This is a genomic window from Tenacibaculum sp. Bg11-29, assembly GCF_002836595.1.
Classification (GTDB): Bacteria; Bacteroidota; Bacteroidia; order Flavobacteriales; family Flavobacteriaceae; genus Polaribacter.
The window spans coordinates 3,752,883-3,765,243 of the sequence record NZ_PJBB01000003.1 but is presented as its reverse complement, the minus strand read 5'-3'; the positions used below and the strand labels follow the sequence as shown (position 1 = coordinate 3,765,243).

Here is a 12,361-nt window from a genome sequence, read left to right as displayed (position 1 = left end):
GCTTTTTTTAGTTTTGTTTAAAGGTTATTTTGAAGCAAAACTATATGAATAGGCACTTTTTGAGGTTTCAATTTGTTGAAAATGAACAAATCGGGACTTATTTTTCTAGATGTTTACGATCATTTCTGCAAATATTTTAAATGAATTATGATTTTTTTTTGAATAAAATACACATTCACGTCCAATTATTCTTTAGCTTATTTTTTTGTTGGCAAACGTTTTTACATTTGAAGATTTGATTTTAAATCCGAAATTTTTATGTGTTGCCATTATACTTTTTTACCTTGATAAGGTATTCTGCTTAATTTAATTAGAGTTTTGAAATATGTAATTTATTATTATTGAGTAATTGTCCAATCGTTTATTATTTTAAAATATATTTTAAGAGTGAAGTTCTCTTTTCGTTTTACCTGTAATAAGTTAATCATTAAGTTTCCTTCAATTAATTGTTCTCCTGTTTCATAAATTTTAGTAGAATTATCTAAATCTTTAACAGATTTGAAGGTGATTTGATTACCTTTATTTGGAACGACTATAAAACGGTCTTTAATGTCTTTCAACCTGTTAAATTCTAATGCTTCTTCATAGGTTTTCATACCTAATGCTCCTGAAAAATTAAAAAACAATTGAATCGTCTCCTTTGGTACCAATACTTTTAATCTTATATATTCCTATATTTAGTTTAAGAGAACTGCCTTTACGATTAAATAAAAATGAAATTTCAAGGTCTTTTTTTGTGGCATCTTATTATCAAGACCAACATTAAATGATGTAAATACAAAACCTTTCTTTACTACATCAGAACTGGTCATACTGTACTTATGCGTTTTCCCTTTATTGTTAGCTAATTCTATTTTGCAATAACCTAATTCAGAATTGTTATTTTCTTGTAATTCGTTTTTTGTTTATTGTGTTTTTAACTTTTTGATTTTTTACAAGAAGATAAAAAGGCTACTATTTCTAGTGCAAATATTTTTTTCATTTTTTTTTAGTTCTTAAAATACACAAAGGTCTATTTTTAATGTCTCGTCCTAAAATACAGCTACAGTTAATTAAATTTAAACGGCATTTAGATACATGTAATTAGATGTTTTGTATTCTAAAGATAAATGTAATCTTTTATTTAAGTACTAAAATAACTGTTTTGATATACTGCTTAAGTTAGCTATAGGTTTTATAACGTGCTTTTGAAAAAATTCAATGCTAATTTCAATGTTTTTTCGTGTATTTCCTTTCTGTCCACGGTTGAATTGTCAATGGTTATTTCAGGTGCTATTTCTTTTCCAAAATCTGTTGGTTGGTTTAAAAACACATAGTGCTCAACATTCTTGTTAAAAAGATAGATTTTACTGGTTTTGATTAAAATATGATATTTTTCAGCATTTTTTTTAACAGGTGCTACCAAATCTCCTTTTCCTGCTACAATAAAAACCGGTGCAGTAATTTTGTTAGTTTGCTCTTTGGAATGGAATCCAAATCCAATTGCTGGTGCCATTACGAAAAATGCCTTTATTCTGTCATCTTTTACGAAGTCTTTGTACTTTTTGTAAGATGAAATAATAAGACTGTCATTTTCAAAATCTATAATTTCTTCTGTTTTAGGGAATTCGGAAGGCATTTCCCTGTCCTTCGATTTTTCATTTTCCCTAACTGTTCTGTCTACATAACCACCTGCCAATGCGATATTGGTATAACCACCCAAAGAAAAACCAACTCCGCCAATTCTTGATGTATCTATTTTAGTTCCAATTTCATTGTTTTTTAGAACTTGCGTAAGAACATATTGTACGTCAATTGGTCTTTCCCACCATTTTACGAACTCTCTCGGTATTTTGTTAAAAGTAGAATTTCCGTAATGGTCGAGCGAAACAACTATGTAACCTTCTTTTACCATTTTTTCGATAAACCAAGTCAATGAAAATCTGTTTCCTCCAGTTCCGTGTGAGATTATTAGTAACGGAAATTTTTCATTAGGAATAGTTGCGTTTGGAATTGTTTCGATGGCTTTAAAAAGTTTTTTTTGACTTTTTTTCTGTTCTTTTTTTGTTAAAGTAGCCAAAGTCGGATACCATATTTCGGTAGACAATGGTCGACTTCTCGATTCATCTAGAAACGTTACTGATCTTTGGCCTATTCTAAAGATCCTTTCTTTCTGTTTTGTACAAGAAAAGGATAAGAATATTATGAGAACAATTATTGGTAAATTTTTCATTTATTGGTTTTTAACTCAATCTAAAGACAAATGAAAAAGTTAATCGTTACAGTGTTTCTTTAAATTATTAGCTAAGGTTACGCATAAACGGTTGTTTTAATGTCGTTTATACCTTGTTGTACTTTGTTTTTATTAATAAGTATAATTAAAGTATTCGATGTCTTTTTTACATTTTTCAGCAATTAAATAATGGCTTTTGTCTGTGTAAAATGCTTTATAGTCTTTAGGACTAGCAGCATTCACATGAGGGATTTCTGTTAATTGTATATTGAATTTATTAACAATTGTTCTAATCTCATTATTAAGGTTTTCGTAACGAAATATGTTATCTGCTATAAGCTTACCTTTTTTATTGGTAAAGTAATCCAGAGAATTATAATGAAAAAAAGATGAGCCAAAGTCAGATGCATGATCACATTCTATGAATTTTTCAAATCTAATTCTCTCTTCTGCAAGGCTTTTTCGATTGTTAAGTTGAATCAATGAATACCATGAAAAAATACGTTCCCAAGGATTTCTCGTAAAACCAAATTTGTAATAATCATTGTAATTATCAAATAAATCACTACTTACAGTCATTGCATTACTGTGCTGGGAAAAAGTTTCAAAATTGTCATCTAAATTTTGCCTTAAAATATTACTAAAACTAGTTCCCGCAGTTCTATGTGTATGAATAAAAATTAGTTTTTTTTTGTGTGAAATAATCATTATCAGAATTCAGTTTTAAATGTCTTGTACTGAAATACGGCTACAGGTTAAAATTTATTTTACGCTGATAATTTGTATACCATATTCAGTATTTATAACCTAAAGATAAATGTATTCTTACTTCATTGTATAAATTAATTACACTTTTTGCAGCTCTCTTTGCATGTGCTACGTTTTCAAAGGTTTGATCGAGATAAAACTTGTCTTTTAATATTCCGTTTACACGTTCTGCCATTGCATTTTCTGTTATTAAAGCTAGATAACAAAAGCCTTTTACTGTTCTAATGTATGTTATGTCAGACACCCAAACTTGGTTAGTTCTATTAACTTCTAAGTCTTTTATGATGTTCTTATATTTATAAAAACGATGATAAGAGTTAGTAGTTCTGGCGCTGTTTTTTCTTCTAAGTGTTAGCATTTTGTGTTTTCTAAGCACTTTAAATAAAGTATCTCTACCAACTTTTAATATTATCATTAATAAACTCTTTATCTAGAGATCTAATAAGTTTACGCACACCTTCTCTAGGAAGAGATTTGCGCCTTTTTCTAACAATGTTTAAAATCTGTTGTTCCAGTTCTAAACGCTTATCAGCTTTAGATTTATAATACGCATCACGTTTAAGCCCAAAACAATGAGTTATAGTTGTTAAAGAAGCAAATCTCTTAGATTTCTCTTTAGCTTTGATTAAGGCTTTATACTTAGCTTTTTTTTTAGTTCAATAACTGATTTATAGCCAAGATCTTCAGCAGCTACTTCAAGATAAGAATCCTGTACCATAGCATCTAAATCCTTTTTGAGTAGTAGCTTTTTTAGTTGTTCAATTTCTTTTTGAAGTCCTTTAATTCTAGATATTTCGTCTTTAGTTTCCACTTTTACTCTGGTGTTCATTAAGTCTTTACGATTGTACTTTTTAATCCACACATTTACTGTTGTAGGTGCAATAGAGTAGAGCTTACAAAGTTTGCTCTTTGTATGTTTTCCGATTGTAAGTTCTGCTAAAATTTTTAATTTAAAAAGTTCACTGTAACGTCTAATTACTTTGTCATTTCTGTACATAATGTTTAAAATTATGTAGCCGTCATTTCAGGACGGGTCATAATTATTGCTAACGTGTTTCTTTAGTTTGTATTAAATATCTTTAGATAGAAAAAGAGGAGAACTATAACGTGTTTTAGATTTCAAGCTCCAGTACACGTACGAGTCCTCTGTTTCTATAAAGTTGCCAAGAACCATTTGGAATACCAGGAGTTAAATCTCCCGATAAAGGAAGTAGTTAAAGCAACAAATTTATTCACACTAAATGTAAAAATATGAAAAATTACAAAGAAGTCGTAGGAATTGATGTGTCAAAAAAAAAAATTGATGCTTATTGTTATCATGCCCAGTCTCACAAGGAGTTTAAGAACGATATCGTAGGATATAAAAGTTTAATAAAATGGGTTTTAAAAGCAACAAAAGGGGTTGATGTTTTTTATTGTTTTGAGAATACAGGATATTATTCTTTAAAATTTGCGCTTTATCTACATAGTCAGAAGATTGTTTATGTTGAAGAGAGTCCCTTAAAAATAAAGCGATCATCAGGAATTGTAAAAGAAAAAACAGACCGTCTAGATGCAAGTTTAATAGCCCGTTATGGGTGGATTTACAGAGAAGAATTAAGTCCAAGTACAGTAAAAAGCACAGCTCATCTAGAGCTTGGAAGATTACTCGCTTTGAGAGATCAATTAGTTAGAAACAATGCAGGATTAAAGGAAACTTTAAAAGAAATGAAAGTGTTTTTAACCAGTGCTACCACAGATGCTGGCTGCATTAGTTTAAAAAGAAGTATTGACTATTTATCCAAACAAGTAAAGTCAATAGAAATTAGAATAGAAGAATTAATATTTGAAGATAGTTCGATGTATAAGAACTATGAATTATTATCTAGTTTAAAAGGAGTTGGTTTTGTAGTTGCTTGTCAACTGATTTATCATACAGGTAATTTTACTAGATTTGATAATTGGCGCTCATTTTCGAGTTATTGTGGAACAGCACCTTTCGCGCATGAATCAGGAACAAGTATAAGAAGAAGGAAACAATGTCATTATTTAGGTGATAGGAAAATGAAGAGTTTATTGAGTATGGCAAGTGTTTCAGCAATACAGCATGATAGTGAATTACGAATGTATTATAAAAGAAAGTTAGCAGAAGGAAAAGATAAAATGTTAGCCATAAATAATGTTAGAAACAAACTAATCTCAAGAGCTTTTGCAGTTGTTAAAAGAGGAACACCTTATGTAGTTCTTCAACAACATGCAGCTTAAAAAAAAAGAAACTTTATTAGGATTTGATCTTGGAATACGTGTAAGATCAGTTGCGTGGTTTAAATACTAAATTTAGCAAATAAACCATAAATAGAAAGTTAGCAAGGCTTACCTAAATAAGCTAAAACTAGGAATTAATTTTATACGGCTTAAGTTAGCACCAGTTTTTATTATGTAAACACCAATTGGATATATAAAAGAAGATGATATTAATGTGATTTTCTTCCCTACAGGGTTTTCTCTTTTAATTAGTTCATTAATTATTATATAATAGTTTCGAAATATTGAAATTATAATACAAATTCCATTTACATAAAACGTCAGTTTGTATAAAGAAGCAAATAAGATTCTAAATCCAAATGATATTGATAAAGAGATGATTACAATATCAGTTGTTAAAAGTTAAATAAATATTTTATTTCTCGAATACTTATATCTAGCCTGTTTTTAGATTTCGATAGTTTAATTATGTTATTCGAAATAATTGTTATCCAAATTACTTGTATAGTTAGATAAAGAATCAATCATTAAAACTCGCAATTTGAATTCCTAGAAGGCTAAATATAAATATAACTGTAAGTATTCATTTTTAATATTATTTTCAACCACTGTAAGTTTTACTCTTTACTTTTTTTATTGATTTTTTGTTCAACAAATTTAATCATTTCAAGATTTTTACTTTCTTTCGCAGCAGTAAGAACTGTATTTCTTTTTCCGTCATTATCATTAATATTCGATCCGTACTTTAGAAGCAATTTTATCAATTCCACATTTCCACTATTTGCTCCATAAAGAATTGCAGAAGTTTTAAACCCGTCTTTCCAATTAACGTCAGCTTTATTTTCCAGTAATACTTTTGTGATTTCTAAATTCTTATTATTTATAGCTGTAATAAGTAAATTTACTTTCACCCAAGGTCCAGATTGTTTGACAAAGTTAACATCAGCTCCTTTTTTTATTAATTTTTTAGTTTTAGTTAAGTCATTTTGAACAACAGCTTGATAAAGTTTTTCATTCTTATTTTGAGCAGTTGTAGTAGATATGGTTATTCCAATATATAATATAAAAGTAAAAATATTTTTCATAGTTTGTTGATTTCTTGAATTGGTGCTAACAAATATATATAGTTAACTATTAAAATAATGAAATTTAAAATTTAACACTAAATGTATTAATGATTTTTTGAGAATTAAAGTAATCAATAAGTCTAACGGTATAATAATGTAATTACTATAAATGATGAATTTTACTCAACAATATACTTTTTTTTATAACCAATAAATGCAAAATAACAAACCCCTCTATAAAATAGAAGGGTTTGCTTATTTTGATAAACCGAAGTTTAGAACTGTTTTGAGTAATTAATGAGTGTTTTACTTTAAGAAAACATTTTAGCTACTTTTTCAGCTTTTCTACTTTCACTATAGTCGTAAAAACCTTCACCAGATTTACTACCTAATTTACCTGCATTTACCATATTTACTAATAGTGGGCATGGAGCATATTTAGGGTTTTTAAAACCTTCATACATTACATTTAAGATAGATAAACATACATCTAAACCAATAAAATCAGCTAACTGTAATGGCCCCATTGGGTGTGCCATACCTAATTTCATTACTGTGTCAATCTCAGCAACACCAGCAACGCCATTATATAAGGTTTCAATAGATTCATTAATCATTGGCATTAAAATACGATTTGCTACAAAACCAGGGTAATCGTTAACCTCTACAGGTACCTTTTTAATTTTCTTAGTTAAATCAACAGTAAAATCCATTACTTCATCAGAAGTATTATAACCTCTAATGATTTCAACTAATTTCATGATTGGCACTGGATTCATAAAATGCATTCCAATTACCTTATCAGGTCTTTTTGTTACGGCAGCAATCTGTGTTATTGAAATAGAAGAAGTATTTGTAGCTAAAATGGTGTTTTCAGGACAAACTTCATCTAAATCTTTAAATATTTTTAATTTTAAGTTTACATTTTCTGTTGCCGCCTCAATAACTAAACTAGCAGATTGCACACCATCTTTAATAGAAGTATGTGTTGTAATATTAGCTAAAGTAGTTTTTTTATCGTTTTCAGATATTTTTTCTTTAGACACCATTCTGTCTAAATTTTTGGTAATAGTAGCCAAACCTTTATCTAAAGCAGTTTGAGATATATCAATAAGTTGAACGTTGTAACCAAATTGAGCAAATGTATGGGCAATTCCATTACCCATAGTTCCGGCTCCAATAACAGCGATGTTTTTCATATTGTTTGTTGTGTTTTTATTATTTTTTGTTAAAAGCAATCTATAATTAAGTGGGCAACTCGTAAGGCTTCTGTACCTTGGGTTAATGAAACAATAGGTGTTGTATTATTATTTATTGCATTAGCAAATGATTCTAGCTCATCTAAAATGGCATTATTATCAACAACAGCAGGATTATCAAAATAAATCTGTTTTTTAACACCTTCTGCATTTTGTAAAATCATAGCAAATTCATCAGGATTCTCAGGAACATCTTTCATTTTAACAACTTCAGATTTTTTCTCTAAGAAATCAACAGAAATATAGGCGTCTTTTTGAAAAAAACGACTTTTACGCATATTTTTCATTGATATTCTGCTAGAAGTTAAATTAGCAACACATCCGTTTTCAAATTCAATACGAGCATTTGCAATATCTGGGGTGTCAGAAATAACAGAAACACCACTAGCATGAACTTTTTTTACTTTAGATTTTACGACAGATAAAATAATATCAATATCATGAATCATTAAATCTAAAACAACAGGTACATCAGTTCCTCTTGGGTTAAATTCTGCTAATCTATGTGTTTCGATAAACATTGGAGAGTCTATCATGTCCTTTACAGCGGTAAACGCAGGATTAAAGCGTTCAACATGCCCTACCTGACCATGAACGTGGTTCTGACTAGCTAAAGTTTTTATAGCTTCAGCTTCTTGTAATGTGTTTGTTATTGGTTTTTCAATAAAAACATGTTTCCCATTTTCAATTGCTTGTTTAGCACAATCAAAATGAGATAAGGTTGGGGTAACAATATCAATGACATCAACAGCGTTAATTAATTCTTCAACAGAATTAAATAATTTGTACCCAAATTCTTTTGCAACCTTTTTAGCATTTTCAGTAAAAGGATCATAGAAACCTATTAAATCATATTTTTTAGATTGTTGTAACAAACGCAAGTGTATTTTACCTAAATGACCTGCACCTAAAACTCCAGCTTTTAACATAATATGTTTGATTTTTTTTAGTCATTTTTAACAAGAAGGTTGTACATTACTAGAGTATTCAACCTTTAAATGACGTTGTTTTTAACCTATTTAGCTTTTCTATTTTAACTTGAAAAGCAATGCTAACAAAGATACACTTTTATAGAGATTTATTACTATTTTTGACGTGTTGAAATTATATTCTAAGAAAAAAAATAGCACGATTATTTGTTATAAATAATAGAATTGTAAATCAATAGGTTAAATAATAATTCACCATTAGCATCGTATTCATAAATGAAAGACACAACAAAGCATCAGGGACTTAGAAATCAGTTAGCAACTACGTTACAAGCTAAAGGCATTGTAAATGAAAATGTATTGAAGGCTGTTCGTAAAATACCTAGGCATTTGTTTATAGATAGTAGCTTTGAAGCGCATGCATATCAAGATAAAGCATTTCCTATTGCAGCAGAGCAAACAATTTCTCATCCATATACGGTTGCTTTTCAATCGCAAGTTTTAGAAATAAAACCAGGAGAAAAAGTACTTGAAATTGGAACGGGTTCAGGTTATCAAACAGCAGTTTTATTAGAGTTAAAGGCTGAAGTTTATACGATAGAGCGTCAGCATGAGTTGTTTAAAAAAACATCAATGTTTTTACCTAAGATAGGTTATAGGCCTAAACGGTTTATTTTTGGTGATGGTTATATTGGGTTGGTAGAAGAAGCACCTTTTGATAAGATTATTGTAACAGCAGGAGCTCCGTTTGTTCCTAAAGCATTGCTGGGGCAAATAAAAGTAGGAGGTAAGTTGTTAATACCTGTAGGTGATAAAGAACAGGTGATGACATTGTTTATTAGAAACTCTCCTAAAGAATTTGAAAAGCACGAATTGGGTGATTTTAAGTTTGTACCAATGTTAGAGGATAAAAACTAATAAATCCGCTTAAGAAAAGCGGATTTATTGAATTTGAATTAAAAGAACATCAATTTATTCAGCAATCTCAGTTGCATCAGCAACAATAATTTCTGGTTGATGTTTGTTTTGTTTTGTTTTATCAACTTTAGATAAACCGCAAGGTGCTGTACTTCCACAAGAAGAAAAACCCACTAAACTAACAACACAAATTGCAATAAATACTATTTTTTTCATTTTTTTCGGTTTTAAAAATCAAATATACATATTTCTGATTAACTCACCAGAATCTTTCTTCTCTTCAATAACGTTAAAACCTATCATTTTATTTTGTATGCGGGTTATTAAATTTTTTGATATAGGTTCTCCATCATTCCATTCGGTTATTGATAACCATTTCTGAATGTCTTTTAATTGTTGTTCATATCTATAAGCTAGTGTCTCGTCAATGTTTTTAAGATCTTTAAAATCACTAGTACAATTATTAATAATGTCTAATACTTTTTTTACTTCACTAAAGTTTTTCTCTAGTATTTCATTACGTACAGCTACAACAAAACAAGGCCATGGAGTAGGGCAATCACCTAAACGTCTAAAAGTAGCATTATCTACCAATGGTTTTGTAGTAAAGTGCTCCCACATAAAGTAATCGGCCTCACCATTTGTTAAAGCATCTATGCCTCCTTGTAAATTACCAACAACTTTAAATTTTAAATTATCAATATTCCAACCATTATTATGAGCATTTACAATAGCCATTAAATGCGATCCTGATCCAAAACGACTTATAGCAACGGTGGCATTTTCTAAATCTTCAATTTTTTTAAATTTAGATGTAGCGCCAACATGAATTCCCCATATTAAAGGACTTTGCACAAAAACTTGAGTTATTTTTGAAGGATTACCATTTATAATGTCTTTAATAATACCTTCAGTTAGCACAATAGCAATATCAACATCACCAGAACGTAAAGCCTTACACATTTCTCCAGTACCTCCAGGAAAATCTTGCCAACGTAGGTTAATACCTTCATTTGTATACTCTTTATTCTTTAGGGTTAAATACCAAGGGTAATTAAAATGTTCTGGTACACCACCTACTTTTAAGTTTAGCATTTATCTTACTAATTTATCTAATGTATATTTAATCAATTCAGCAACAACCTTACCAGGGTTTTCGCTAAATGTCCCGTTAGCTCTGTTGGCAATTATAGCGTTCATTGAAGCTGCGTTATGACCTAATAATGTTGATAAACCATAAATAGCAGAAGTTTCCATTTCTAAATTGGTAATTCTGTTTCCGTTATGGTTAAAACTATCTATTTTTTTATTTAATTCAGCATCTTGCAAAGCCAAACGTAATACACGTCCTTGTGGACCGTAAAAACCTCCTGCTGTAGCAGTAATTCCTTTAAAAACGTTATCAGACATTAATTTGTCTTCCAAGTATTTTCCGTTTGAAACGATTAAAGGATATGGTTTCTTTGAACACCAATTGGTGTGTGCAATAAAAGCCTGTTCAATAACAGGATGCGTTATTTCTTCTGTTTTATAAGATAATAACATTCCGTTTAAGTCTAAGGCATGTGAACTTAGTAAAAAACTATCAACAGGGATATCTGTTTGTAAAGAACCAGAAGTACCTATGCGCGTAATATTTAATGATGTATGTGTTTTTTTTACTTGACGTGTATTTAAATTGATATTTACTAAAGCATCTAATTCATTTAAAACAATATCAATATTATCAGGACCAATACCTGTAGAAATTACCGTTATACGTTTTCCTTTATAAGTTCCTGTACTGGTTTTAAATTCCCGTTTTTGGGTAGTAAATTCAATACTATCAAAATGTTGTGTGACTTTATCTACACGATTTTGATCTCCAACGAATATAATATCAGTAGCTATGTGTTCTGGTCTTAAGTTTAGATGATATATACTTCCATCAGGGTTTAAGATGAGTTCAGAATGTTTAATGTTCATTTATGATGTAATTTTCAACAATTTATCTGTAGCGTTTACATATAAATAGCTGTATTTTTTAGCTCCGCCAAGATACGAAAAATCAGAACGTATTTTACCATAATAGTTGGTTTGCAGTTCTAACACTTGTTTACCAGCCCTGCTTAGTTTAACGGGGTTAAATGAAGTGAATAATTTTTTTAATTGCTCTATTTTATTAAGGTATTGTGTATCGCCAAAACCGTAATTTTCTTGGTTTGCTAATAAGTTAGCAACAAGTTGATTTTTAGTATTAAATTGATTGTTTTTTACGGTTTTTAAAATACCATTTTCTATATGATTTAAACCATTTTTGATTGATGGAAATCGAAGAAGGTGAGATTTTATTGCGTCTTCTAAATAATTGAAAATTGAATTTTTATTTGATTTAGAAGCGTTTTCTAATTGTAATGGACTGTCTGAACAATACAATTGCCAAATATAATCGGCATATTCAATATCATTTTGGGTTAGAATAACCTTATTTTTATAATGTTGTTTTAACTGATTATCAGATAATTCTCCTAGACCGGCTAATTTTTCCTGTGTTTTTATTTTTCCGCTACAAACCAAAGATATTTGACGGCCTTTTCTGTAACGTTTTAGCCAGCTTATAACAGCAAGCATGTTTATTTGACAAAACAAATCATATTCAAACCATAAAACAATTTCGTCTTGTTGTTTTTGATTACAAAGATTCCGATATTCTTTTACTGTATAGTCAATAAATTTTTGCTTAGAAACTTTATAAGAAGATTTAAAAAAATCGAAACGAGTTTTCCAAAAGTCTTCACTACCAACTTCAACAGTAGTTTTGCCTTCACAGAGCATTTCACGCCATGTAATTATTTGACCTTCAAAATTTAATTTTTTTAAACGTTCTGTAGTGTAGTCTCCGTTTGTAATATGTAATGTTGGGGATGTCATATTTTAGGAATTGAAATTAATTATACTTATCTATATATAATAAACGACCTATTT

At 29.4% G+C, this 12,361-nt stretch carries 14 protein-coding genes; 2 read left to right on the top strand and 12 right to left on the bottom strand.

What is annotated here, in order from left to right; translation table 11 throughout:
• Window positions 1-338 precede the first annotated feature (338 nt).
• The 5 genes from CXF68_RS17035 to CXF68_RS17015 all read right to left on the bottom strand — a co-directional run bounded on the left by CXF68_RS17035 (window position 339) and on the right by CXF68_RS17015 (window position 3,977).
• Complete coding sequence (locus tag CXF68_RS17035) at window positions 339-650, bottom strand: hypothetical protein (RefSeq protein ID WP_157821983.1); 312 nt, start codon at window positions 648-650, stop codon at window positions 339-341.
• A gap of 524 nt (window positions 651-1,174) precedes the next feature.
• Window positions 1,175-2,212 carry a dienelactone hydrolase gene (locus CXF68_RS17030; RefSeq protein WP_157821982.1) on the bottom strand — a complete coding sequence of 346 codons (1,038 nt, stop codon included), beginning with the start codon at window positions 2,210-2,212 and terminating at the stop codon, window positions 1,175-1,177.
• Window positions 2,213-2,344: 132 nt separating this feature from the next.
• Window positions 2,345-2,920, bottom strand: coding sequence for a sulfotransferase family 2 domain-containing protein (locus CXF68_RS17025; RefSeq protein ID WP_101046311.1), 576 nt, complete (start codon window positions 2,918-2,920; stop codon window positions 2,345-2,347).
• Window positions 2,921-3,005: 85 nt separating this feature from the next.
• A complete protein-coding gene (locus CXF68_RS17020; RefSeq protein ID WP_101046310.1) occupies window positions 3,006-3,395 on the bottom strand; it encodes an integrase core domain-containing protein in 390 nt (129 codons plus the stop codon).
• A 210-nt stretch (window positions 3,396-3,605) separates the two neighbouring features.
• Window positions 3,606-3,977 (bottom strand): transposase, encoded by a 372-nt coding sequence (locus CXF68_RS17015; protein ID WP_101046309.1) that lies wholly within the window; start codon window positions 3,975-3,977, stop codon window positions 3,606-3,608.
• A 254-nt stretch (window positions 3,978-4,231) separates the two neighbouring features.
• Here CXF68_RS17015 and CXF68_RS17010 point away from each other — a divergent pair, with 254 nt between their 5' ends.
• Window positions 4,232-5,224, top strand: a complete 993-nt coding sequence (locus tag CXF68_RS17010) for an IS110 family transposase (RefSeq protein WP_101044188.1) — start codon at window positions 4,232-4,234, stop codon at window positions 5,222-5,224.
• 617 nt (window positions 5,225-5,841) lie between these two features.
• Here the strand turns inward: CXF68_RS17010 and CXF68_RS17005 are convergent.
• The 3 genes from CXF68_RS17005 to CXF68_RS16995 all read right to left on the bottom strand — a co-directional run bounded on the left by CXF68_RS17005 (window position 5,842) and on the right by CXF68_RS16995 (window position 8,479).
• On the bottom strand, window positions 5,842-6,309 hold the full coding sequence (locus tag CXF68_RS17005; protein WP_101046308.1) for an ankyrin repeat domain-containing protein: 468 nt from the start codon (window positions 6,307-6,309) through the stop codon (window positions 5,842-5,844).
• Between the two features lie 293 nt (window positions 6,310-6,602).
• Window positions 6,603-7,490, bottom strand: a complete 888-nt coding sequence (locus CXF68_RS17000) for a 3-hydroxybutyryl-CoA dehydrogenase (RefSeq protein WP_101047577.1) — start codon at window positions 7,488-7,490, stop codon at window positions 6,603-6,605.
• Window positions 7,491-7,519: 29 nt separating this feature from the next.
• Window positions 7,520-8,479, bottom strand: a complete 960-nt coding sequence (locus CXF68_RS16995; protein ID WP_101046307.1) for a Gfo/Idh/MocA family protein — start codon at window positions 8,477-8,479, stop codon at window positions 7,520-7,522.
• Between the two features lie 276 nt (window positions 8,480-8,755).
• Between CXF68_RS16995 and CXF68_RS16990 the strand changes: the two genes are divergently transcribed.
• The gene (locus tag CXF68_RS16990; RefSeq protein WP_101046306.1) at window positions 8,756-9,397 is read left to right on the top strand and encodes a protein-L-isoaspartate(D-aspartate) O-methyltransferase; all 642 of its coding nucleotides are present in this window, start codon (window positions 8,756-8,758) and stop codon (window positions 9,395-9,397) included.
• Window positions 9,398-9,451: 54 nt separating this feature from the next.
• Here the strand turns inward: CXF68_RS16990 and CXF68_RS20695 are convergent, their stop codons facing one another.
• From CXF68_RS20695 to CXF68_RS16975, 4 genes are read right to left on the bottom strand one after another with little or no spacing between them, the layout of a single operon-like run.
• Complete coding sequence (locus CXF68_RS20695; RefSeq protein WP_157821981.1) at window positions 9,452-9,613, bottom strand: hypothetical protein; 162 nt, start codon at window positions 9,611-9,613, stop codon at window positions 9,452-9,454.
• An 18-nt stretch (window positions 9,614-9,631) separates the two neighbouring features.
• Window positions 9,632-10,492, bottom strand: coding sequence for a substrate-binding domain-containing protein (locus tag CXF68_RS16985; RefSeq protein WP_101046305.1), 861 nt, complete (start codon window positions 10,490-10,492; stop codon window positions 9,632-9,634).
• Window positions 10,493-11,362, bottom strand: a complete 870-nt coding sequence (locus CXF68_RS16980) for a nucleoside phosphorylase (protein ID WP_101046304.1) — start codon at window positions 11,360-11,362, stop codon at window positions 10,493-10,495.
• Window positions 11,363-12,307 (bottom strand): DUF1835 domain-containing protein, encoded by a 945-nt coding sequence (locus CXF68_RS16975; protein WP_101046303.1) that lies wholly within the window; start codon window positions 12,305-12,307, stop codon window positions 11,363-11,365. It lies immediately after the preceding gene.
• Window positions 12,308-12,361: the final 54 nt, after the last annotated feature.

What these genes read in the sequence shown, in the direction of transcription:
- CXF68_RS17030 (WP_157821982.1), bottom strand. Translation starts at nt 2,212, where the DNA reads ATGAAAAATTTACCAATAATTGTTCTCATAATATTCTTATCCTTTTCT.
- CXF68_RS17025 (WP_101046311.1), bottom strand. Translation starts at nt 2,920, where the DNA reads ATGATTATTTCACACAAAAAAAAACTAATTTTTATTCATACACATAGA.
- CXF68_RS17020 (WP_101046310.1), bottom strand. Translation starts at nt 3,395, where the DNA reads ATGATAATATTAAAAGTTGGTAGAGATACTTTATTTAAAGTGCTTAGA.
- CXF68_RS17015 (WP_101046309.1), bottom strand. Translation starts at nt 3,977, where the DNA reads ATGTACAGAAATGACAAAGTAATTAGACGTTACAGTGAACTTTTTAAA.
- CXF68_RS17010 (WP_101044188.1), top strand. Translation starts at nt 4,232, where the DNA reads ATGAAAAATTACAAAGAAGTCGTAGGAATTGATGTGTCAAAAAAAAAA.
- CXF68_RS17005 (WP_101046308.1), bottom strand. Translation starts at nt 6,309, where the DNA reads ATGAAAAATATTTTTACTTTTATATTATATATTGGAATAACCATATCT.
- CXF68_RS17000 (WP_101047577.1), bottom strand. Translation starts at nt 7,490, where the DNA reads ATGAAAAACATCGCTGTTATTGGAGCCGGAACTATGGGTAATGGAATT.
- CXF68_RS16995 (WP_101046307.1), bottom strand. Translation starts at nt 8,479, where the DNA reads ATGTTAAAAGCTGGAGTTTTAGGTGCAGGTCATTTAGGTAAAATACAC.
- CXF68_RS16990 (WP_101046306.1), top strand. Translation starts at nt 8,756, where the DNA reads ATGAAAGACACAACAAAGCATCAGGGACTTAGAAATCAGTTAGCAACT.
- CXF68_RS20695 (WP_157821981.1), bottom strand. Translation starts at nt 9,613, where the DNA reads ATGAAAAAAATAGTATTTATTGCAATTTGTGTTGTTAGTTTAGTGGGT.
- CXF68_RS16985 (WP_101046305.1), bottom strand. Translation starts at nt 10,492, where the DNA reads ATGCTAAACTTAAAAGTAGGTGGTGTACCAGAACATTTTAATTACCCT.
- CXF68_RS16980 (WP_101046304.1), bottom strand. Translation starts at nt 11,362, where the DNA reads ATGAACATTAAACATTCTGAACTCATCTTAAACCCTGATGGAAGTATA.
- CXF68_RS16975 (WP_101046303.1), bottom strand. Translation starts at nt 12,307, where the DNA reads ATGACATCCCCAACATTACATATTACAAACGGAGACTACACTACAGAA.